Source organism: Achromobacter sp. DMS1 (assembly GCF_001270295.1).
This window is the reverse complement of record NZ_LHSJ01000033.1, coordinates 1-22,727: the sequence shown is the minus strand read 5'-3', so window position 1 is coordinate 22,727 and position 22,727 is coordinate 1. Positions and strand designations below refer to the sequence as shown.

The window sequence follows — 22,727 nt, the reverse complement described above, 5'->3', positions numbered from 1 at the left end:
GCCGCCGCGGAACCTCAGGCGGCGCCACGGCCCGTCGACGACCACATAGGGCGTGCGCACCACATACGGCAGCGCGCGCTCGCCCGACTCGTCGGCGCCAAAGATGGCGGGCAGCGGCTGGCCCGGCGCGAACTGCAGCCATGCCTGTCTGCCGTCGTCGAAAACCTGCAGGGGCGCAACGGCCGGGTCGCCCGACAGGCGCCAGTCGAAATGAAAGACCGCCGACGCGGAACTGGCGCGCCAGGACGCCGCCGGCCCCGCGGGGGGCAGCGCGCAGGAAACCAGCCCTCCCGCGCCGGCCAGGAAGAATACAAGTCGGACCATGCCTCGTCGCCAAACAGGAGCGCGCCAGGAGCGGAGCGCATGGACGGCATGGTGGCCGAGGCGCGGAGCCCTAGCCAGACGAACATGTACGAACGGACGAATTCATCCCGCACGGAACAGCCGGGGCCGATGAGAATGCCCCAAGCTGCGGGGCTTGCCGCCCTGCCGGGTTTTGCCTGGGACGGCCCCGGAAGAAAAAACCCGGCAAGAAGCCGGGTCGGGAAAGCAGGCATGGACGGCGGATCAACGCTGGGCGGCGATGCTGCGCGCCTGGGCGGCGGCGTTGTTCAGCGCGGCCATCGGGGGCGTCTTGCCCTCGAAGGCATCGTTGAGCTCGCGGTTCAGCACCGGCTCGATGCGGTCGTAGTTGGCCAGGCGGAAGCCGCGGCCGCTGGGCGCGGGATTGCTGCGCATGGAGGCCACGACGGACTGCGCGCCGGGCACGCGGTCATAGAAGGACACGTCCGACGCGCGGAAGGCCGCCTCGGTCAGCGGCAGGTAGCCGGTGCGCTGGTGCCATTCGGCCGCGATGACGGGCTTGGACAGCCAGGCCAGGAATTGCGCGGTGGCCTTTTCCTCGGCCTGGGGATGGCCTTCGAGCGCCCACAGCGCCGCCCCGCTCACGAAGGGCCGGCCCGGCGTCTTGGTGACCTGGTCGTAGTACGGCAGCGGCGCCACGCCGAACTGCAGCGACTTGGTGTTCAGGAACTGGCCGAAGGCGCCGGACGAGCTGGTGAGCACGGCGCATTCGCCCTTGGCGAAGAGCTTGTCGCTGGCGTTGTCGCCGGAATGCGCCATGAACAACAGCGACCGCTTCCAGCTCGCCATCAGCGAGACATGGCGCATATAAAGCGTGTCGAACTGCAGCGAAGCGGCCCCCGCCGCCGCGGCCTTCTTGCCGGCCGGCGCGGCCAGGCCGTTGTTGTTGGTCATGAAGAGCTGGTTGTTCACTGGCGCCAGGTTCTCCAGGTGCACGCTGACCTGGTCGCTGGACGCGTAGGGGCAGTCCATGTCGGCCACGTCGCGCAGCTTGAGCAGCTCGCCCTGCAGCTCGGTCCAGGTGCGCGCCGGCTTCTTGGGATCCAGGCCGGCCTTCTTGTAGGCGGCGGTGTTGTAGAACATCACCGGCACTTCGGCCATCCAGGGGAAGGCCAGGATGCGGCCCTTGCTGTCGCGGGTGAAGCTGCTGGTTTCCGGCACGAACCAGTTCAGGTCCTTGATGGGGTACTTGGCGAGCAGCGAGTAGAGCGGCAGGATGGCTTTGTGCTGCGCCACCACTTCCGGCGAATGGTTGTCGGAAAGCTGCACCAGGTTGGGAGCCTTCTTGGACTTGACGGCGGCCACCGTCGCGTCTTCGAGATCCTTGGGAGAGGAGAAGGCGCGCAGATTGACGCGCACCTGGTCCTGCTCCTTGTTGTACTGCTTGGCCAGCTTCTCGAACTCGGCCTTGTTGGCGTCCGGCAGCGTGTACCAGACCTGGATCTCGACCGGCGCCGCGTGCGCCGCTCCCGCCATTGCCATGGCGGCCCCAAAAACCCATGCCCGCCGGGTGGCGAACATTGCGCGGGCCAAGCCCGCCAATTGCAATTTCTTCATAGGTTCACAGACCAAGAAAAGGAAATTCCGGTTCGGGCGTCCGTCCGCTCAGCAGATCGGCCAATGCCCGGCCCGAGCCAACGCCCATCGTCCAGCCCAGCGTGCCGTGTCCCGTGTTGATATAGAGATTCGGAATCCGGCTGCGCCCGATGATGGGCACGTTAGAAGGTGTGGACGGACGCAGGCCCGACCAGTAGCTGACGCGCTCGAAATCGAGCGCGTCGGGAAAGAGTTCGCGCGCCAGGCGCGTGAGCGCCTCGCAGCGCCCTGTGTTGAGGCTGCGGGAATAGCCCGACAGTTCGGCCGTGCCCGCCATGCGCAGGCGGTCGCCCAGCCGCGAGAACACCACCTTGTGGCTGCTGTCGGTAAGGCTGACCGTGGGCGCGGCCTGCGGCCGCAGCACCGGGAAGGTGGCCGAATAGCCCTTGGCCGGGTACACGTTGCAGGCGACGCCCAGCGGGCGCAGCAGATACGGGCTGAAGCTGCCCATCGCGACCACGTAGGCATCGGCCTGGATCTGTCCGTAGCGTCCGTCGGGCCCGATGATTTCCGCGCCCTGGACGCTGCCGCCCGCCGTGACGAGCCGGGTGACGCGGGTGTTGTAGCGGAATTCGACTCCCGCGCGTTCGCAATGGCCCGCCAGCGCCACCGTGAAAAGATGGACATCGCCGCTTTCGTCTTCGGGCGTGTAGTCGCCGCCCACGATGGTCTGGCGATGCGGCGCCAGCGCGGGCTCGATGGCGATGACTTCGTCGGCGGACACCACGCGCCGCTCGACGCCGAAGTCGCGCATCAGGCCGGCCGCGCGCTGGGAATTCTCGAATTCGCGGGAATCGCGGTAGAAATTGAGGATGCCGCGCTCGAGGTGGTCGTACTGGATGCCCAGCTCGGCGCGCATGCCGCGCAGCGTGGCGCGGCTGTACTCGGCCATGCGCACCATGGCGCGGATGTTGGGCGCCAGGCGCCCGGGCAGGCATTCGCGCAGGAAGGCCAGCCCCCATTGCCATTGCCGCCAGTCGAGCTGCGGACGGAAGAGCAGCGGCGCGTCGTCCTGGAACATCCATTTCAGCAGCTTGAGAGGCGCCTGCGGATTGGCCCAGGGCTCGGCATAGGACACCGAGATCTGCGCGCCGTTGGCCAGGCTGGTTTCCTGGGCGGGACCGGTGCAGCGATCGACCACGACGACATCATGGCCCGCCTGGCTCAGCCACCAGGCGCTGGAAACTCCGATGATGCCGCTGCCCAATACCGCTACTTTCATGCCCGCATTGCTCCCTGCGCGCCGCCCGCGTCCGACCCGATGTCGTCGCCTGCCGGCAAGCCGCCGCTCAGATGACTCCAGAGTTTACCTTGCCGCCGGGCGCGCATCGTAAAAAAACGCTGCGCCGCCAAGGCGAGGCGCGTTCGGGAAAAAGAGGGGCAGAGCCTGCGCCCGACGCCGGCTCGCGCCCGGGCGGCCTACGCCCCGGCCCGCGCCAGGTCGGCTTCCGAGGTGAAGGCATCGGCGTAGAACTCTTCGGCCGGCAGGCCGCAGTCCGTGCTGAACTCGCGCCGCGCCGCCTCCACCATGAGCGGCGTGCCGCAGGCGTACACCTGGTAGCCCGACAGGTCGGGAATATCGTGCATGACCGCTTCGTGCACGAAGCCCGTGCGGCCGCTCCAGCCGTCTTCCTGCAGGGCGTCGGACACTACAGGCACGTACTTGAAATCGGGCAGCGTGTCGGCCCAGGACCGGGCCAGCGCGTGCATGTAGAGATCGCGCGGACGGCGGCCTCCCCAGTACAGCGCAACGGGGCGGCGGATGCCGGCGTGGATCATGTGCTCCACGATGGCCTTGACAGGCGCGAAACCCGTGCCGCTGGCCAGCAGCACCACCGGCTTGTCGCTGTCTTCGCGCAGGAAGAACGAGCCGAACGGCCCTTCGAGCCGGAGGATCTCGCGTTCTTTCATCTGTGTCTCGCCCGCGCCGAAGACGTGGTCGGTGAAGACACCGCCCGGCATGTGGCGGATGTGCAGTTCGAGCGGGCTGCCGGTATGCGGCGCGCCCGCCATGGAATAGCTGCGGCGGCGGCCGTCTTTCAGGATGATCTCGATGTACTGCCCGGCGTAGTAGCGGAACTGCTCGGAGGCCGGCAATTGCAGCTTGAGCACCGTGACGTCGGGCGCCACGCGCTCCATGGCCTGCACGCGCGAGGGCAGCTTGCGGATCTGGATGTCGGAAGCCAGGCGCACTTCGGTGGATTCCAGCACCATGTCGGACGAGGGCCGGACCTGACAGAACAGCGTGTAGCCGGCGGCCAGCTCTTCGGGCGACAGCGCCTGCGCGGGATACGGGCCTGCGTCGAACTCCCCGGACACCACCTTGCCCTTGCAGGAAGAGCAGGCGCCGTTGCGACAGCTATAGGGCAGCACGATGCCGGCCGCCAGGGCGGCGTCCAGCACGGTCTGGCCGGGTTCGACCTGGAACTGGTGCTTGCTGGGTTGGATGATGACCTGAAAGCTCATGATGAAACGGTTCGAGTGCGACGGCGCGCCGCCGGAACGTGTCCGCCCGCGCGCCGCCCGGCCCGGCGCTACGCCGGGAATTTGCGGATTTCCTTCACGCGGTTGGCCGCATCGACCAGCACCACGCGGGGCTTGTGCGTGGCCGATTCTTCTTCCGACATCGGCCCGTAGGTGCAGATGATCATGTGATCGCCCACCTGCGCGCGGCGCGCCGCCGCGCCGTTGAGCGAAATGGCGCCGCTGCCGCGAGCCGCCTTGATGATGTAGGTGTCGAAGCGTTCGCCGTTGGTGACGTTGTAGAGTTCGATGCGTTCGAACTCGCGCATGCCGGCAGCGTCCAGCAGGTCTTCGTCGATGCCGCACGAGCCCTCGTAGTGAAGGTCGGCTTCGGTGACCGTGACGCGGTGCAGCTTTGCCCGCAGCATGATGCGTTGCATGGTGAAAAAATCCTGGTTCGCGCTCCGGAACGCGACGTGTGCAAGAGGGATTGCAAAACGCCCGCGCATGGCGCGGCGCGCGCGGCGGCAGCCGGACCTGCCGCCGGAACCTCGTATTCTATAATTTTTGCCGCTGTGCCGAGGACGCGCGGCCGGCCGGAAACGGATGGCGCCCGCCCCTGCAAACGTCCTGGCAGGCGCCCCCCGGCTCCCTTCAGAAGTCGAGCTCTATTTCGACCGGCGCGCCCACCTTCAGGCGCGCGCCCGCCGGCGCGTCCACGATCGCGTTCTGACCGAACACCACGCCAATATCCAGGCTGCGGTATGCCGCCAGGGTCTGCCCCGGCTCGACGTGGCGGATGCCCGTGTCCTGGCCGATGTCGGGCATGGGACAGCGCGTGCAGGGCTTGACGAACGCCATGCGCACCCCCTGCGCTTCGATCATGGCCGTGTGGTCTTCCTCGTAGGCTTCCCAGCCGCCCTCGATGACGATATTGGGGCGGAAGCGGTTCATGGGCACGGGCGCAACCCCTTTCTTCTCCAGGCGCGCGTTGAGATCGTCCAGCGAGGCCTGGTTGGCGATCAGCAGCGGGAAGCCGTCGGCGAAGCCGAAGAAGTGATCGCCGTCGAAAGCGGCCGCCAGCTCCGGGTGCGCATCGATCCAACGCGCCACCCAGTCCGGCTTGGCGGGACGGCGGGCCGCCTCGTCCACCTTGTAGAGCGCGCACGGCGCTTCGAGAAAGCGCGAGAACCACGCCGCCGCCTCCCCGCTTTCGCGGCGCGCCTGGAGGGTGTCGTTCCAGACGCCCACGGTCTCGGCGCCGGACCGCAGGCCCGAGCCGTCCAGCGGCACTTCCAGGTCCGGCATGCCGGGCGCAGACACGCGCAGCACGCCGTCGGCCAGGGCCGGGCGGATGAGCGCCATGCGCGGCCATTGCCGCTGCGTCATGAAGCGCCCCTCCCCGGAAACCAGCATCCAGCGGCGGTCGCCGGCCAGCCCGGCGCGGTCGATGGCGGACTCCGCCAGCCCGATACCGGCGCAGGATTTGATGGGATAGATGTGCAGGCTGAGGATGCGTGCGGACATGGCGGCGCGGCGGCAGGAAGGAGAATGTCGCGCAGAGCATAGCAGAGCGCCGCCCCGGCGGGCGAGAACCCGCGACCGGAGCCGCCCCGCGATCGGAAGCGCGCCACGCGCCGCCCACGCTGCCGCGGGCTTGCTGCCGGCCTTGTTGCCTGGGGACTGTCCGGCGGCAAAAAAAGCCCGCGCCGGCCCAGGGGCCGTCGGCGCGGGCCGCGGGCAATGGCTTCAGCCGCCCACCAGCTTCAGCTTGTCCAGCGGCATGACCGGCTTGAAGGTCTTGCGCGTCGCGATGTACTCGGGACGCGGCGACAGGCCGTACTTCGGATCGTCCAGCCTGTTTTCCACGCTGTTGTAGACCATGAAGACGTTGGCGCGCGGCCATGGCGAGATGTTGCTGTTGGAGCCGTGCATGGTGTTGCAGTCGAAAAACACCACGGACCCGGCCTTGGCCGTCATGGAACGGATGCCGCCCTGCTCGACCAGCAGTTGCAGGCTCACGGGATCGGGCACGCCGTATTCCTGCTTCTTGAGCGACTGCTTGTAATGCTCATTGGGCGTTTCGCCCACGCAGGAAATGAACTGGCGGTGCGATCCCGGCACCAGCATCAGCGGGCCGTTGCACTCGTTGTTGTCGGTGAGCAGCACCGAGCAGCTCAACGCGCGCATGGACGGCATGCCGTCTTCCACGTGCCAGGTCTCGAAATCCGAGTGCCAGTAGAACTCCTTGCCCTTGAAGCCGGGCTTCATGTTGGCGCGCGACTGGTGGATGTAGACCTCGGAACCGAGAATCTGGCGCGCCGCGTTCGCCAGGCGCGGGTCGCGCGTCAGCCGCGCGAGCACCGGGTTGAGCACGTGCACCATGAAAATGGACCGCACGGCGTTGCTGCCGGGCTCGGTGATGGCTTCCTCGCGGCGCACGATGGACGGGTCGCGCGTCATGCGCTCGACTTCGGACGAGAGCGCGCGCACTTCTTCCTCGGAGAACAGGTTCTCGATCAGCAGGAAGCCGTCGCGCTCGTAGGCCTGCACCTGCCCGGCGGTCAGGGCGTCGGCGTACTTGCCTTCGCCGTAGACCACGGGATCCTGGCGGGAGATGATGGCGGAGCTTCGATCCGTACGGGACGCGTACGGATCCTGTGCCGTTGAGATCATGAGTACCTCCTTGATGTTCAGGCCGCGGCGGCTTCTTCGGGCAGCGCGTAGACGCCGTGCTCGTCGTGCACTTCCTGTCCGGTAAGCGGCGGGTTGAATACGCAGATGACGCGCAGCGGCTCCTTGCCGCCGCATAGCCAGTGCTCGTCGTGTTCGTTCAGGGCATACACCACGCCCGGGCCCAGTTCGTACTTCTTGCCGTCGGCCACGGTTTCGATGGAGCCGTCGCCTTCGATGCACCACACCGCCTCGAGATGGTTCTTGTAGTGGATGTGGGTACGCCCACCGGGAAAGATCGTGGTTTCGTGGAACGAAAAGCCCATGCCGTCCTTCTTCAGCAGCACGCGGCGGCTGACCCAGGTGTCGGTGCGGACTTCGTCCGGCGTTCCAATCACGTCCTTGACGTTGCGTACGATCATCGGCGGTTTCCTCCAAATTTGAGAATGCGGGCGGATTGCCCATCTTCGGCCAGCGCTTCGGCCACGCTGGCCTCGATCACGTCCAGGCCCTTGCCCAGCAGCGCTTCCTCGATGGTGAGCGCGGGCAGCAGCTTCAGCACCTCGTCGTGCGCGCCCGAGGTCTCGATCACCACGCCTTTCTTGAAGGCGCAGGCGGCGATGCGGTTGGCGAGCGCGTGGTCGCCGTTGCAGACCAGGCCCTGGATCAGGCCGCGGCCGCGCACCGACAGACCGGCGTTGGGGTAGCTGTGGGCCAGGTTTTCCAGCCAGTCGCGCACCATGCGCTCCTTGCGCTGGATTTCCGCGGTGAACGCGGTGTTGGTCCAGTAGGTTTCCAGCGCCTGGGTCGCGGTCACGAAGGCCAGGTTGTTGCCGCGGAAGGTGCCGCTGTGCGCGCCGGGCTTCCAGACGTCCAGCTCGGGCTTCATCAGCACCAGGGACATGGGCAGGCCGAAGCCCGACAGCGACTTGGACAGCGTGATGATGTCCGGCCGGATGCCGGCGGCCTCGAAGCTGAAGAACGTGCCGGTGCGGCCGCAACCGACCTGGATGTCGTCCACGATGAGCAGCATGTCGTGGCGCTGGCACAGCTTTTCCAGCTCCTTGAGCCAGCGCAGCGTCGCCACGTTCACTCCGCCCTCGCCCTGCACCGTCTCCACGATGACCGCCGCCGGCTTGTCCAGGCCGCTGCTGGGATCGTCCAGCATGCGCTCGAAATAGGACATGGTGTCCACGTCGGGGCCGAAATAGCCGTCATAGGGCATGAAGGTGGTGTTGGCCAGCGGGTAGCCCGAGGCGTCGCGGAACTTCATGTTGGCGGTGGCGGCCAGGGAGCCGCCGCTCACGCCGTGAAAGCCGTGGGTGAACGATACGATGTTGGGGCGCCCCTTGACCTGGCGCGCGATCTTCAGCGCGGCTTCCACGGCATTGGTGCCGGTGGGGCCGGTGAACTGCAGCGTGTACTTCCAGTTGCGCGGCTTGAGCAGCACGCGGTCCACGGTTTCGAGGAAGCGCTTCTTCGCGCTGGTGGCCATGTCCAGCCCGTGCACGACGCCGTCGGCCTGCATGTACTCCAGCAGCTTTTCCTTGAAAACCGGGTTGTTGTGGCCGTAGTTCAGCGTGCCGGCCCCGCTGAAGAAGTCGATGTATTCGGCGCCGTCTTCGTCGATGAGCGTGGAACCGCGGGCCTGGTTGAAAATCACGGGGAAGGACCGGATATACCCCCGCACCTCCGACTCCATCCTGTCAAAAATTTTCAGATCCATGAATAGTCCTCCCTTCATCTCATGAGTTGACGGACGGCCAGCCGCCTCCGGCCGCGGGCATGCGCCGCCAGACAGGCTGTGGAACCGTCGCGGTTATTTACCCGGCCGCAGGGCCCGGCCCGCTTCAGGAAGCGGGCAAGGCAAAGGGGCCGATCTTCAGCAACATCTCGTCGTCGTGGTCCGCGCCCCCGAACATCTGCCGGTCGAAGAACGGCTGCTCGGAAACGTGGGCGCCCAGTTCGGCGGCCAGGCCGGTAAAACTGCGGCGCGAGGCCATGTTGTCGGGCCCCACCGTGGTTTCAAGATGGCGGACATGCCGCAGCGATTCGCGTTGCAAGAGCGCTCGCAGCATGGCGCGGGCCAATCGCTGGCCCCGTGCGCGGGCGTGCACCGCGACCTGCCAGACGAAAAGCACGTCGGGCCGGCCGGGAGGCACATAAGCGGAGATAAAACCGTCGATGCGTCCGCCCATGCTTTCGGCGACGACGCAGGTGTCGCGGAAATGCTCGGCCAGGAGCAGATACGCGTAGAGGGAATTGAGGTCGAGTGGCGGGCACTCGGAAATGAGCTGGTGGATCGCGGCGCCGTCTTTGCGGCCGGGAGGACGCATGGTGTGCGTCTTGCTGCCCGCCGCCGGCGCCACGGCACTTGAGATCGTGTGCGCGTTCAGTTCGTGTGTTCTCATACGACCAATCCAGATTCGGGAGGCGCGCCGCCAGTCGGCACCTCGAGTATGGGTGACGCGGGGTCGCCGTGCGCATCGGCCGCCTGGCCTTCCTGCTCCATGAGGGCGACGATGCGTTCCAGGGACAAGGTAATCGTGGCCTGCTCCAGTTCGGGCAGGGCGTTCAGGGCGTCGGCCAGGTGCTTCTGCAGCGGCGACGGCGCACCCCGGGCCAGTTCGCGGCCCGCGTCGGTGGCGGTCACGAATACGATGCGGCGGTCTTCCCGGCCGCGCTCGCGCCGGATCAGCCCCTTGTCTTCGAGCCGGTCCAGGATGCCCACCACGGTGCTCGGACTGACGTGGATCTCGCGGCTGATGGCCGTGGCGGTGAGCGGTCCGTTGGCGATCACCGTGCGCAGGCACATGAGCTGCGGCGCGGTGATGTGGCTCACGGCGGACAACTGCCGCGAATGCAGCGCAATCGAGCGCGTGATGCGGCGCAGCGCGCGCAATATGCGCAGGTCGTACTGCTGTGAAGCCGGGTCCGGATTCGCTACGTCAGTCATGGTGAATAAAAGCATCAGGATCAAATGATTTCAACTCAAATCATATGCGCCATATAGATTTGAGTCAAACAAAATTGTCGGAACAATGCGTGAAAATGCACGCAAGTTGACGAAAGATCGCGCCAGCATGCAGTTTTTTACATTTTGGCCAGACAAATAAAAAGCCCGCCCCCGGCACAGGGCGGGCTCGGGTCGCGAGGCCCTGGCCATAGGGGCCCGCGCCGCTAGGCGCTATTCTTATCCGGCGGGGCCCAGTACGGGCGACAGCACCGGCTGCCTGGGCCTCACGTCGAGCTGGCGCCCCTTGCGCGCGCGCTTGCCCACGTAGGGAGCCAGCGCCTGGCCGGCCAGGATGTCTTCCGTGGGCTTGTTGCGGTAGATGCCGGCGGCGCGCAGGCCGGCCGGACCGATGGGCACGGTCTGGTCGAGCCTGTCGTTGGCGTCCAGGCCCATGAGGATGGTGCCTCGGCCGCCGCCCGAGAGCGACTTGACCTCGTCCAGCCCGAACACCAGGAACTTGCCCTTGTGCGACAGCAGCGCGAGCTGCGTCGCTCCCGCGAACAGCGGCACCGGGCGCAGCAGCTCGTCGCCCGCTTCCAACGTCACGAACTGCTTGCCCGCGCGCTGGCGGCTGGCCATGTCGCCCAGCCGGGCGGCGAAGCCATACCCCTTGCGCGTGGCGAGCAGCCAGCGGGTGTCGGGCGAGGCGGCGATGGTGTGGACGATGCGCGTGCCGCTTTCCAGGTCGATCATGGTGGTGACGGGCTGGCCGTCGCCGCGCGCCGAAGGCAGGCCGGCCACGGGCACGGAATAGACCCGGCCGTTGTCGCCCAGCGCGATCAGCGTGTCGGTGGTGCGGCATTCGAAGGCGCCGTAGAGATCGTCGCCCTGCTTGAAGCCGAACTGCGAGGCATCGTGCCCATGGCCCTGGCGCGCGCGTAGCCAGCCCTTCTGCGACACGATGACCGTCACCGGCTCGTCCAGCACCTTGGTTTCGAGCACCGCGCGCTCGGCGGTTTCGATCAGGGTGCGGCGATCGTCGCCGTACTGCTTGGCGTCGGCCTCGATTTCCCTGACCAGCAGACGCTTGAGCGCGGCCGGGCTGTCCAGCAGTTCCTGCAGGCGCACCTGCTCTTCGCGCTTGTCGGCCAGTTCCTGCTCGATCTTGAAGCCTTCCAGGCGCGCGAGCTGGCGCAGCCGCATTTCGAGAATGTCTTCGGCCTGCCGCTCGGTGAGCTTGAAGCGCTCCATGAGCGCCGCGCGCGGCTCGTCGGACTCGCGGATGGTCTGGATGACCTCATCCACGTTCAGGTAGACCACCATGCGGCCTTCCAGCACGTGGATGCGGTCCACCACCTTGTCGAGGCGGAAGCGGGTGCGGCGCAGCACGGTGGCGGTGCGGAACGCCAGCCACTCGGCGAGGATGTCGCGCAGGCTCTTCTGGCGCGGCCGGCCGTCGGTGCCGATGCACACCAGGTTGACCGTGGCGCTGCTTTCCATGCTGGTCTGGGCGAGCAGCGTGTTGACGAACTCGTCGCGGTCCACCCGCGAGGTCTTGGGCTCGAACACCAGCCGCACCGCCGCATCCTTGCCGGACTCGTCGCGCACGGCGTCCAGCAGGTTGAGCATGACGGCCTTGGCCTGCGTCTGCTCGGGCGTGAGGCTCTTCTTGCCGCTCTTGACCTTGGGGTTGGTGATTTCCTCGATTTCCTCGAGCACCTTCTGGCAGGAGGTGCCGGGCGGCAGTTCGTTGACCACGAGCTGCCACTGGCCGCGCGCCAGTTCCTCGAACTGCCAGCGCGCGCGCACCTTGAGCGAGCCGCGCCCGGCGGCGTAGATCTGCGCAATGTCCTCGGCGGGGGTGATGATCTGGCCGCCGCCGGCGAAATCCGGGCCGGGAATGAGGCCGTTGAGCTCGGCGTCCGGCAGGTCAGGCCGCTTGATGAGCGCCACGCATGCCTGGGCCACTTCGCGCAGATTGTGCGGCGGGATTTCGGTCGCCATGCCCACCGCGATGCCCGAGGCGCCGTTGAGCAGCATCACGGGCAGGCGCGCCGGCAGCATCTGCGGCTCTTGCTGGCTGCCGTCGTAATTGGGCACGAAGTCCACCGTGCCTTCGTCGAGCTCGTCCAGCAGCAGCCGGGCGATGGGCGTGAGGCGGGCCTCGGTGTAGCGCATGGCGGCGGCGTTGTCGCCGTCGCGCGAGCCGAAGTTGCCCTGCCCGTCGATCAGCGGATAGCGCAGGGTGAAGTCCTGCGCCATGCGCACCATGGCATCGTAGGCGGCCTGGTCGCCGTGGGGGTGGTACTTGCCGAGCACGTCGCCGACGACGCGCGCGGACTTGACCGGCTTGGCGCCCGAGTGCAGGCCCATGGCCTGCATGGCGTACAGGATGCGGCGCTGCACGGGTTTCTGGCCGTCGCCCACGTCGGGCAGCGCGCGCCCGCGCACCACGGACACCGCGTAGTCGAGATAGGCCTGCTCGGCGTAGCGCGCCAGCGTGATGGCGGCATCGCCGCCGTCGCCGGCGGAAGCGTCGAACAAACCGGGTTGATTGCTGTCGGTCATGATGGATTCAGATAGACGATATCGTTCGGAAAGGCCGTCAGGCCCCGGCCCCCGCCAGGCGCGTGTCGGCAACGTGCGCGCGCATCTGCTCGCGCACCGCCCGCAGCGTGGCCTCGTTCTGCCCGCGCTTGGGGATGATGACGCCCTGCTGCGTGCCGAGCAGCACGTAGAGATGTTCCGGCGTCTCCTCCACGCGCTTGATGGCGTCCCACTCCATGCGGCCGGAGGCCGAGCCGGTAGCGTCGTCGATGCCCTCGGGCCCGAAATCGAGCTGGTGGCGCCCCAGGAACATGCCGTCGGACTGGCGGGAAACCATGCGCCGCGTATTCATGCGCACCAGCGGCGGCAGCAGGAACTCGTAGGCCGCGGCCAGCAGGGCCAGGATGCCCAGGCCCACCGCCAGCCCCTCGGCGTAGGTGGGCAGCATGCGGCCCCAGTCGGGGCCGCCCGGGCCCCAGGTCTGCCATGCCAGGTACGCGAACAGCACCACGATCATCAGGATGGCGAAACGCAGGTGCGAGCGGAACCGGCGGTTGCGCAGGTCCGGGCGCTTGTACACGTAGACGGCGAATTCGGCGTAGTCGTCGGCGGTGAGATCGACGACCATGCGCGCGGGTGCGGGATGGGCCATCAGATGTCGAGCTCCGCGAGGTTGCCCTTCTCTTCGATCCAGGCGCGACGCTGCGACGACTCTCCCTTGCCCATGAGCATGTCGAACATGCGCGTGGTTTCTTCGGGGCTCAGGTCGCCATAGCCCACCGGCAGCAGGCGCCGCGTGTCGGGATTCATGGTGGTTTCCCAGAGCTGCTCGGGATTCATTTCGCCCAGGCCCTTGAAGCGGCTCACCGCCCAGGCGCCCTCGCGCACGCCTTCCTTGCGCAGCTTGTCCTGGGCGGCTTCGAGCTCGCCCTCGTCCAGGCAGTAGATCTTGCGCGCCGGGCGCTTGCCCGCGGCCGGCACGTCCAGGCGGAAGAGCGGCGGCTTGGCCACATACACGTGGCCCGCCTCGACCAGCCGGGGGAAGTGGCGGTAGAACAGCGTCAGCAGCAGCACCTGGATGTGCGAGCCGTCCACGTCCGCGTCGGAAAGAATGCAGATGCGGCCGTAGCGCAGCCCGGACAGGTCCGGATTGTCGCCCGGGCCGTGGGGATCCACCCCGATGGCCACGGCGATGTCGTGGATCTCGTTGTTGGCGAACAGGCGGTCGCGGTCGACTTCCCAGGAATTCAGAACCTTGCCGCGCAGCGGCAGAATGGCCTGGAACTCCTTGTCGCGCCCCATCTTGGCCGAGCCGCCGGCCGAGTCGCCCTCCACCAGGAACACCTCGGTGCGGGAGGGGTCGCTGGCTTCGCAGTCGGTCAGCTTGCCGGGCAGCACCGCCACGCCCGAACTCTTGCGCTTTTCGACCTTCTGGGCCGAACGCTGGCGCGCCTGCGCCTGGCGGATGGCCAGCTCGGCGAGCTTCTTGCCGTACTCCACGTTGCTGTGCAGCCAGAGGTCCAGCGCGCTCTTGGAGAAACCGCCCACCAGGCGCACCGCGTCGCGGCTGTTCAGGCGCTCCTTGATCTGGCCCTGGAACTGCGGGTCGAGCACCTTGGCCGACAACACGAAGCTGGCGCGGGCGAACACGTCTTCGGGCAGCAGCTTCACGCCCTTGGGCAGCAGGCTGTGCAGCTCGGCAAAGCCCTTGACCGCGCCGAACAGCCCCTCGCGCAGGCCGGACTCGTGCGTGCCGCCGGCCGGCGTGGGAATCAGGTTGACATAGGACTCCCGCACCACGTTGCCGTCTTCGGTCCAGGCCACGACCCATTGGGCGCCCTCGCCTTCGGCAAAGCTTTCGTGGTCGGGGCCGGCGTACTGCTCGCCCTCGAAGAAGGGCACCATGAGCTCGGCGCCGGCCAGGGCCTCCGACAGGTAGCCGCGCAGGCCGTCCTGGTACTGCCATGTCCTGGTGTCCCCGGTTTTCTCGTTGACCAGCAGCACTTTCACGCCCGGCAGGAGCACGGCCTTGCTGCGCAACAGATGCGTGAGCTCGCCCAGCGGGATGTTCGGGCTGTCGAAATAGCGGGCATCGGGCCAGACACGGACGCGGGTGCCGGATTTCTTGCGCCCCGCCTCGGGATACGGCGCGAGCGGCTCGGCCACCTCGCCGTCCTTGAAGATCAGACGGTTTACCGCCCCGTCGCGCCACACGACCACTTCGAGGCGGGTCGCCAGCGCATTGGTGACGGAAACGCCCACGCCGTGCAGGCCGCCGGAGAACGCGTAGGCGCCGCCGCCCTGTTTGTCGAATTTGCCGCCGGCGTGCAGGCGGGTGAACACCAGCTCCACGACCGGCGCGTTCTCTTCGGGATGCAGGCCCACGGGAATGCCGCGGCCGTCATCCTCGACGGAGACGCTGCCGTCGGCGTGCAGCGTGACCTGGATCTGCTTGCCGTAGCCGGCCAGGGCCTCGTCTGCGGCGTTGTCGATGACCTCCTGCACGACGTGCAGGGGGTTTTCGGTGCGGGTGTACATGCCCGGGCGCTGGCGCACGGGCTCCAGCCCCTTCAGAACGCGTATGGACGCCTCGGTGTAACGTGGTGTGGCCAAGTTATCCCCAACATCTGTGGAAAAAAACCGACATTTTACGGACAAGCCCAGGTTCTGCGCGGCTCCCGCTGGGTTGCGCACGACCTGAGCAGCCGTGAATTCGGTACGATGACATCTTGCTTTCCGCGCTGCGCGCCCGGTCCGCGGACCGCGCTGCGGCATTTGCGCCGCAACATGCTACACAAAAGCCGCAAAGCCTGTTGTTATGGACAGTGGTATGCTTTAATCCATCCCACAAACTAGAACAACGGGCGCGTCCCCTTTTTTCTTCGTCTTTCGCGCCTCGTGCAGCCGAATAGAGAACCCCCCATGAGCGACCAAATCAAGAACGTCAGCGATGCGAGCTTCGAGGCCGATGTGCTGAAATCCGGCCAGCCGGTGCTGGTGGACTACTGGGCTGCCTGGTGTGGCCCCTGCAAGATGATTGCTCCGATCCTCGAGGAAGTGGCCACCGAGTACGCCGGCCGCCTCACGGTCGCCAAGCTGAACGTGGACGAAAACCAGGGCACCGCGGCCAAGTACGGTATCCGCGGCATTCCCACCCTCATGCTCTTCAAGGACGGCCAGGCCGCCGCCACCAAGGTGGGCGCCTTGTCCAAATCGCAACTCACCGCGTTCCTGGACGGCGCGCTCTAAAGCCCCCGCCCGGAACGCAGGCGCCGCCCTTGCGGCGGCGCCCGTTCAGAACCGCGCGGGCCCGTCCGTGGCGCGCCGCCAGAAATCTCCTTACTTCCCCCCAAATTCACCGCGATGCACCTCAACGAACTGAAGGCGCTGCACGTCTCGCAGTTGCTGGAAATGGCCGCTGGCCTGGAAATCGAGAACGCCAACCGCCTGCGCAAGCAGGAGCTCATGTTCGCCATCATGAAACGGCGCGCCAAGCAGGGCGAGCAGATCTTCGGCGACGGCGTGCTGGAAGTCCTGCCCGACGGGTTCGGTTTCCTGCGCTCGCCTGAAACCTCGTACCTGGCCAGCACGGACGACATCTACATCTCGCCGTCGCAGATCCGCCGCTTCAACCTGCACACCGGCGACTCCATCGAAGGCGAGGTCCGCACGCCCAAGGACGGCGAGCGCTACTTCGCCCTGGTGAAGGTGGACAAGGTCAACGGCGCGCCGCCCGAAGCGATCAAGCATCGCATCATGTTCGAGAACCTGACGCCGCTGCACCCGAACCAGCCGCTGCGCCTGGAACGCGACATCAAGAGCGAGGAAAACCTCACCGGCCGCATCCTGGACATCTTCGCGCCCATCGGCAAGGGCCAGCGCGGCCTCATCGTCGCCAGCCCGAAGTCCGGCAAGACGGTGATGATGCAGCACATCGCCCACGCCATCACCACGAACTACCCCGACGCCGTCATGATCGTGCTGCTGGTCGACGAGCGCCCCGAGGAAGTGACCGAAATGCAGCGTACGGTGCGCGGCGAAGTGGTGGCCTCCACCTTCGACGAACCCGCCACCCGTCACGTGCAGGTCGCCGAAATGGTCATCGAGAAGGCCAAGCGCCTGGTCGAAATGAAAAAGGACGTGGTGATCCTGCTGGATTCCATCACCCGCCTGGCCCGCGCCTACAACACGGTGGTGCCCGCCTCGGGCAAGGTGCTGACCGGCGGCGTGGACGCCAATGCCCTGCAGCGCCCCAAGCGCTTCTTCGGCGCCGCGCGCAACCTCGAGGAAGGCGGCTCGCTCACCATCATCCTGGGCACGGCGCTCATCGAGACCGGCAGCCGCATGGATGAAGTCATCTACGAAGAGTTCAAGGGCACCGGCAACTCCGAAGTCCACCTCGAACGCCGCCTGGCCGAAAAGCGCGTCTACCCCGCCATCAACCTGAACAAGTCGGGCACGCGCCGCGAAGAGCTGCTGATCGCGCCCGACCTGCTGCAGAAGGTGTGGGTGCTGCGCAAGTTCATCCACGACATGGACGAGGTCCAGTCCATGGAGTTCATTCTCGACAAGATGCGCGCCACCAAGACCAACGCCGAATTCTTCGACATGATGAAGAAGAAATAAACCGGCTCCGCGCCTCGGACCGAACCGCCACCTCGCGTGGCGGTTTTGTTTTTCTGGCGCCTCGCGGCGCGTCAGCGCCCGCCGGACTCGGGCCAGCTTTCGCCGGGGCCGGACTGCGGGCGCGCGGGCGATCCGGGGCCGGCCTGCGTCTCCTCCTCCGGCTCGATCTTCGGGTCGTCCCAGCTGCCCGTCACCCGGTATTGCACGGTCATGGCGCGCGCCAGGGGCTGCTTGAGAAGCCACTGCGTAACGAAGGCGCCCAGCCCGATCAGCGGATTCACCGCCAGCGCCGTCACCACCGCCGCGCCGCTGGCGTCCAGGTTGGGAATCACCACGGCCTTCATGTCCCAGCGTTCCAGGATGAGGTTGACGCTGCCCGCCAGCACGATGGCCGCCACGGGGCCGTTGATCTTGTAGCCCTCGGTGGACAGCAATCCATCCGCGAGCTTCAGCTGGCCGCGCACTGTATCGAACGGGAACCCCTCGCGCAGCAGATTGGTCGGGTTCACGTCCAGCCGGGCCAGGCGCTGCAGGGATTGCAGCGACAGCAGCTCCAGCAGGCGCGCGGTGCGCGAATTCACGTGCATGAAGCGCCCCTTGTCCAGGCTGACTTCGGCCTCGCCCGACAGGTCGGCGATACGGTGCGTCCAGGGCAGGTTGCGCCAGGTCACGTTGCCCTTGACCGTGCCCGTGCCGCCCGAGGCCACCTGCTGGAACCCGATGCGGTCCAGGAAGCCGCCGAGGTCGGCGAACTTCACCTCCGCATCCACCGTCAGGCCGCGGTCGGCGCCGTCCAGCCGCCATTGCCCGGTTGCGTTGAGGCCGGCCTGGGGATTGGAGATGGCGAGCTGGTCCAGGCGCCAGCGGCGCCCCCGCTCCAGGTTGGTGCCGCGCACGGTGAGCGTGCCCAGCTTCTTGCCGTAGAGCAGAAACTCCTCGGCGCGCAGGTCCACCGCGGGAATATCGGACAGGTCGCTGCTGGATGACAGCGCCTGGTCCGCCTGGTTGGTATCGTCGGGGCCGCCCAGCGACAGGTGCTTCAGGCGCGCCGTGATCTGGCCGGCGATGGCGCCCGAGGCCTCGCGCCACTCCAGCGCGCCGGCGGCCTGCCTGGAGTCGATGTCCACGCGCCATTGATTGGGAGCCGGGCGGGTGGCGAACAGGGTCAGCGAATGCAGCGTGTAGCCGCTCAGCCGCATCAGGCCGGTGGACAGACTGACCCGGTCGACCGGCGGCAGCATCGGCCGCGAGGCGCGCCGGCCTTTGCCGGGCGGCGCCTCGAACCCGTCGCCCACGGTTTCCCAGCCGTCGATGTCGGTTTCCGGCATCTGCACATTGAAGCTCAACCCCCGGTCCGGCAGGCTCGCCGGCCGTCCGATCCCGATCGCCGCCTTGTTGAAATAGGACGCGGAAGCGTCGGCCGGGTCGTGCTCGAACAGCCCGTTGACCTCGTCGCCCAGCGTGAAGGTGAGCCAGCGCCGGTTGCGCGCTCCGTGGTCTTGCGCCGCGCCCCACTGCACCTTGAGCAGGCGCGATGCCTGCGCGGTCTTGCCCATGGGAGCGGGCATGTCGATGGCCATGCCCGCGAGGTCGGACTGCACGGCGATTTCCACCGCGCCGCCCTTCTGGTAGCCCAGCTGTCCGCGATAGCTCGCCTTGCCGCTGAACCGCGACATGGAAGGCGTGTTGCTCACCTGCGTGAGCTGCGACGCGGCCAGCGTGCCGTCGAACGCCAGCCTGTCGGAGGGCTGGCCCAGCTGCCCCGAAATGCGGGCCGGTCCCCCCAGGAACTGGCCGCGCAGCTCGGGCACCCGCAAGCCGGTTTCCGAGAACTCCAGCGTGCCCCGCAGCTGGGAAAGCGCGGGCATTTCCGGCATCAGGGAAAAGGTGTTGTCGGCAAAGGAAATACGGCCCTCCACCTGCGTGTCGTCGGCATTGAAAAGCGGCACGCGCAGCTTGAGCGCGAGGCGCCAGTCGCCCGTGCCGCGCGCTTCGTCCAGCGCGCCGTCCAGCAGGCCGCCCAGCGGCGAATTGGCGGCCATGGCCAGGTACGCCGGCACGGGCCCGGATGTCTGGCCGTCCACCAGCAGCTCGGCCTCGTGCTCCATGTTGGGAATGGTGGCGTTGACCTGTCCCAGCGCCACCTTGTGCTCCGGGCCGGTGCGGGCCCAGGCGCCGCCGCGGCTGTCCAGGCTCAGGCTGACCTTGTCGATGCGGAAACTGCCCGACAGGTTCTCGAGCACCGGCCAGCCCTTGCGATGGCCGTGGGCGGGCGCGTAATCCACCGTGGCGCCGGCGTAATTGCCGGCCAGCACGAATTCCCCCTCGTCCCCCGGGGCAGCGAAGGGAAAATCAGACAGGTCCCCGCGCAAAGTGAGCGCCGCGGCGCTCAGTTCTCCGGCCCGCAGCCCCGTGGACAGCCATTCGCGCGCATCCCGGTTCACTTCCAGCGGCAGGTAGCGATGGATGGCCGGCATGGCGGCGCGCACCAGCGTGCCGCTGATGTCGGCCCGGCCGGCCGCCGTCTTGCCCTGGGCATACCACTGCCCGCGCAGACGCAGTTCCAGGTCGGCGTTCTGCAGGCGCAATTGCCCCACGTCCAGATACCAGTCGCGCGCGTCGGCGCCCTTGATGCCCGCCGACAGCTCGAGCCGGTCCGCCTCCAGCCTGGGCTGCTCGAATATGCCCGGCAGGTCCGCCTGGACCTGCTCCGACACTGCCCGGACCGAGAGATCGGGCGCGCCCGGGCTGCGCGCAAAGGGCAGATCGCGGCCCGCGAGGAAGTCGCCCGGCTTGCCCTGGACGTGCACCTGGATTTGTCCGGCACGCAGGGCCGGCCCGTCTTCCGCCGACCGCCACGCCAGCCCCCGGAGCGCGGCGTCCGCGGTCAGGTCGGTGAACTTGCCATGCTCCAGCGCCAGCCAGGCCCGTGCGCCGATGCGTCCCGCCCACGGCGGCACGTCCAGCCAGGGCCGCCAGGCCGCGGGCTCGGCATCGTTCAGTTCGGCGTACAGCTGGCCGCTCCAGCTCGCGGGGTCGGCCGGATGCGCCGAGAACAGGCTGCGGTTGAACTCGCCGCGCAGGCCCAGCCGGCGGCCGAGCGCCGGTTCGGCCGCCGCGCTCAACGCAAAGCGGTGCGAAAGCTGGCCGTTCCTGACCAGCAGGTTCACATTGCGCAGCAGCAGCTCGGGGGCCTGCCGCCGTTCGTCCTGCCAGCGCAGCGTCGCGTCGCGTAAGACGATTTCGCGCTGGCGGGCCAGCCAGCGCAGCGCGGGATGGTTCAGGTCGGCCTGGTGGTCGCTCGTATTCAGGTCGATGGACTGCCCCGCCACCCACAGGTGATTGCCGGCATCGCGCCGCAGGGTGAGTTCGGGCCGGTCCACGCGCAACTGGATGAGCGTGGGCGACAGGGCCAGCACGCTGCGCCAGCCCAGCACCGCCGACACGGCGGGCAGCGTCAGGACCGGATCGGAGCCAGAGACGGAGCCGGAATCGGGGCTGGCTCCGTCGCCGCTTTCGTAGACCCGCACCCGGTCGAGGTCCAGCCGCGGATTGAGTCCCTGCCAGTCGGCCCGGATCTCGCCGATGCGCACCTGGGCGCCCAGGGTGCGGCTGGCGTACGCTTCGATCTGGGGCCGCCATTCGTCGACACGGGGCAGCACCCAGTACCGCACGCCCAGCAAGCCGGCGGCCGCCACGCCATAAATGGCCAGCGCGCCCCAGAACAGGCAGCGGAGCACTTTTTTCGAAACAGACACGGGTCGATGGGCAGGAAGGAAGGTCTTGCGGTATCGTCCCCACTTATACCTGAAACCCGTGCCTTCTGCCGGCCTTTTGCCATGTCAACTTCCGATCTGCTCGCCCCCGCCCTGGCCTGGTCCGGCCATTTGCGCCGGCGCCTCGATGCCCGCCCCGAACTGGCCGGCTGGCTGCGAACCGAGGCGCTCCAGCCCCTGACGCCCGCCCGCCTCGCCGCCTGGCGCGACGCGCTGGCCGGCACGGACGCCGCCGCGATTCTGCCGGTGGACGCCTGCCGCGTCGTGCTGCGCCAATTGCGCGAACGCGTGTTCTGCACCCTCATCGTGCGCGACGTGGCGGGCCTGGCCGACCTCGAAGAAGTGGTGGGCGCCATGACCGCGCTGGCGGACCTGGCGGTCGGCGAAGCCTACCGCAGCGTGGCGGCCGAGATGGCCGGCGTGCATGGCGTGCCCATCGACCCGTCCACCGGCAAGCCCCAGGAAATGCTGATCCTGGGCATGGGCAAGCTGGGCGGATGCGAGCTCAATGTCTCCTCGGACATCGACCTCATCATGCTGTACGGCGAAGAAGGCGAAACCGGCGGGCCGCGGCGGATCAGCCATCATGAGTTCTACGGCCGGCTGACGCGCCGCATGATGCCGGTGCTGTCGGAGGTGGACGCACACGGGCAGGTCTTCCGCACCGACCTGCGCCTGCGGCCGGACGGCGACGCCGGCCCGCTGGCGTGGAGCCTCGACGCGCTGGAGCATTACCTGATCGGCCAGGGCCGCGAATGGGAGCGCTATGCCTGGCTGAAAGCGCGGCTGATGCCCGCGCATGCCTTCGCGGGCAGCGACAGCGCGCCGCAGGCGCGCCAGCTCGAAAGCCTGCGCGTGCCCTTCGTTTACCGCAAGTATTTCGATTTCGACGCGCTGGCCTCGCTGCGCGCGCTGCGCGAGCGCATCCGCCAGGACTGGCAGCGCCGCGCCATGGCCCGCAACGGCATCGACAGCGCCAATAACATCAAGCTGGGCGACGGCGGCATCCGCGAAATCGAATTCGTGGTCCAGCTAGCGCAACTGATCCGCGGCGGGCGCATGCCGGCCCTGCAGAAGCGCGGCCTGCTCGAAGCTCTGCAGGCCGAGGCCGCGGCCGGGCTGCTGCCCGAAGACGATGCCCGCCGGCTCGTGGAGGCTTACCGCTACCTGCGCCGCACCGAGCACATGCTGCAGTACCGCGAAGACGAGCAGACCCACTTGCTGCCCGGCGACGCGTCGCTGCGCGCGGCCCTGGCGCGGGCAATGGGCCTGGCGCCGGAGGAATTCGAGGCCACGCTGGCCGAGCACCGCGCATTCGTCTCGCGCACCTTCCGCAACGTTTTCCGGCTGGTCGGCATGGGCGATACGGAAGAGCCGGCCGCGCCCGGCGCCCGCGACGACGACGCCGCGGAAAACGACCTCGACGCCCAGATCCGCGAGGCGTTCGGCGATCAGGCCGAAGACCTGCAGCGGCGCGCCGAGACCCTGCTTGCCAGCCACCGCGTGCGCAGCCTGCCCGACGGCAGCCGGCGCGGCTCGAGACGCTGCTGCCTGGCGCGCTGCGCGCCGCGCTGCAGACGCCCGCCCCGGCCCAGGCCGCCGTGCGGCTGTTCGACCTCATCGAAACCATCGCCCAGCGCAGCGCCTATCCTCGCCCTGCTGGCCGAATACCCCGACACGCTGGCGCGCGTGGCGCGCCATGACTGGCGGCCAGCCCCTGGGCCGGC

Annotated in this window: 17 protein-coding genes and 1 pseudogene; 3 read left to right on the top strand and 15 right to left on the bottom strand. The window is 67.9% G+C overall.

Annotated features, from left to right (window positions below; genetic code table 11):
- The 14 genes from AD428_RS06410 to AD428_RS06345 form a co-directional block, all read right to left on the bottom strand.
- Positions 1 to 324, bottom strand: a 324-nt coding sequence (locus tag AD428_RS06410; protein WP_082308292.1) for a TrbG/VirB9 family P-type conjugative transfer protein, incomplete at its 3' end; no start/stop codon positions are given.
- A 243-nt stretch (positions 325 to 567) separates the two neighbouring features.
- Positions 568 to 1,920: an extracellular solute-binding protein gene (locus AD428_RS06405; RefSeq protein WP_053244572.1), complete on the bottom strand. Its 1,353-nt coding sequence runs from the start codon at positions 1,918 to 1,920 to the stop codon at positions 568 to 570.
- A gap of 4 nt (positions 1,921 to 1,924) precedes the next feature.
- Positions 1,925 to 3,181 carry a D-amino acid dehydrogenase gene (locus AD428_RS06400; RefSeq protein WP_053244571.1) on the bottom strand — a complete coding sequence of 419 codons (1,257 nt, stop codon included), beginning with the start codon at positions 3,179 to 3,181 and terminating at the stop codon, positions 1,925 to 1,927.
- A 197-nt stretch (positions 3,182 to 3,378) separates the two neighbouring features.
- Complete coding sequence (locus AD428_RS06395) at positions 3,379 to 4,425, bottom strand: CDP-6-deoxy-delta-3,4-glucoseen reductase (RefSeq protein WP_053244570.1); 1,047 nt, start codon at positions 4,423 to 4,425, stop codon at positions 3,379 to 3,381.
- Between the two features lie 68 nt (positions 4,426 to 4,493).
- A complete protein-coding gene (gene panD / locus AD428_RS06390; protein WP_053244569.1) occupies positions 4,494 to 4,862 on the bottom strand; it encodes an aspartate 1-decarboxylase in 369 nt (122 codons plus the stop codon).
- A gap of 214 nt (positions 4,863 to 5,076) precedes the next feature.
- Positions 5,077 to 5,949 (bottom strand): MOSC domain-containing protein, encoded by an 873-nt coding sequence (locus AD428_RS06385; RefSeq protein WP_053244568.1) that lies wholly within the window; start codon positions 5,947 to 5,949, stop codon positions 5,077 to 5,079.
- A gap of 222 nt (positions 5,950 to 6,171) precedes the next feature.
- Positions 6,172 to 7,098, bottom strand: coding sequence for an ectoine hydroxylase (gene thpD, locus AD428_RS06380; protein ID WP_053244567.1), 927 nt, complete (start codon positions 7,096 to 7,098; stop codon positions 6,172 to 6,174).
- Positions 7,099 to 7,115: 17 nt separating this feature from the next.
- Positions 7,116 to 7,517: an ectoine synthase gene (locus AD428_RS06375; RefSeq protein ID WP_053244566.1), complete on the bottom strand. Its 402-nt coding sequence runs from the start codon at positions 7,515 to 7,517 to the stop codon at positions 7,116 to 7,118.
- Complete coding sequence (gene ectB / locus AD428_RS06370; protein ID WP_053244565.1) at positions 7,514 to 8,821, bottom strand: diaminobutyrate--2-oxoglutarate transaminase; 1,308 nt, start codon at positions 8,819 to 8,821, stop codon at positions 7,514 to 7,516. The genes AD428_RS06375 and ectB overlap by 4 nt, the downstream gene beginning before the upstream one ends.
- Positions 8,822 to 8,945: 124 nt before the next feature.
- Positions 8,946 to 9,506, bottom strand: coding sequence for a diaminobutyrate acetyltransferase (gene ectA, locus AD428_RS06365; protein WP_053244564.1), 561 nt, complete (start codon positions 9,504 to 9,506; stop codon positions 8,946 to 8,948).
- The gene (locus AD428_RS06360) at positions 9,503 to 10,051 is read right to left on the bottom strand and encodes a MarR family winged helix-turn-helix transcriptional regulator (RefSeq protein WP_053244574.1); all 549 of its coding nucleotides are present in this window, start codon (positions 10,049 to 10,051) and stop codon (positions 9,503 to 9,505) included. The genes ectA and AD428_RS06360 overlap by 4 nt, the downstream gene beginning before the upstream one ends.
- 237 nt (positions 10,052 to 10,288) lie before the next feature.
- Positions 10,289 to 12,619: a DNA topoisomerase IV subunit A gene (gene parC / locus AD428_RS06355; RefSeq protein ID WP_053244563.1), complete on the bottom strand. Its 2,331-nt coding sequence runs from the start codon at positions 12,617 to 12,619 to the stop codon at positions 10,289 to 10,291.
- A 37-nt stretch (positions 12,620 to 12,656) separates the two neighbouring features.
- Positions 12,657 to 13,250 carry a YcxB family protein gene (locus AD428_RS06350; RefSeq protein ID WP_053244562.1) on the bottom strand — a complete coding sequence of 198 codons (594 nt, stop codon included), beginning with the start codon at positions 13,248 to 13,250 and terminating at the stop codon, positions 12,657 to 12,659.
- Positions 13,250 to 15,211: a DNA topoisomerase IV subunit B gene (locus AD428_RS06345; RefSeq protein WP_053244561.1), complete on the bottom strand. Its 1,962-nt coding sequence runs from the start codon at positions 15,209 to 15,211 to the stop codon at positions 13,250 to 13,252. Before AD428_RS06345 ends, AD428_RS06350 begins: the two co-directional genes overlap by 1 nt.
- 309 nt (positions 15,212 to 15,520) lie before the next feature.
- On the opposite strand from AD428_RS06345, the gene trxA reads away from it, so the two are divergent.
- Both trxA and rho read left to right on the top strand, forming a co-directional pair.
- A complete protein-coding gene (gene trxA, locus AD428_RS06340; protein WP_053244560.1) occupies positions 15,521 to 15,847 on the top strand; it encodes a thioredoxin TrxA in 327 nt (108 codons plus the stop codon).
- Between the two features lie 114 nt (positions 15,848 to 15,961).
- The gene (gene rho / locus AD428_RS06335) at positions 15,962 to 17,224 is read left to right on the top strand and encodes a transcription termination factor Rho (protein ID WP_053244559.1); all 1,263 of its coding nucleotides are present in this window, start codon (positions 15,962 to 15,964) and stop codon (positions 17,222 to 17,224) included.
- A gap of 71 nt (positions 17,225 to 17,295) precedes the next feature.
- Here the strand turns inward: rho and AD428_RS06330 are convergent, their stop codons facing one another.
- Positions 17,296 to 20,964: a YhdP family protein gene (locus AD428_RS06330; RefSeq protein WP_152968003.1), complete on the bottom strand. Its 3,669-nt coding sequence runs from the start codon at positions 20,962 to 20,964 to the stop codon at positions 17,296 to 17,298.
- Positions 20,965 to 21,063: 99 nt separating this feature from the next.
- Between AD428_RS06330 and glnE the strand changes: the two are divergent.
- A pseudogene (glnE, locus tag AD428_RS06325) lies at positions 21,064 to 22,727 on the top strand (bifunctional [glutamate--ammonia ligase]-adenylyl-L-tyrosine phosphorylase/[glutamate--ammonia-ligase] adenylyltransferase); the annotation flags it as partial.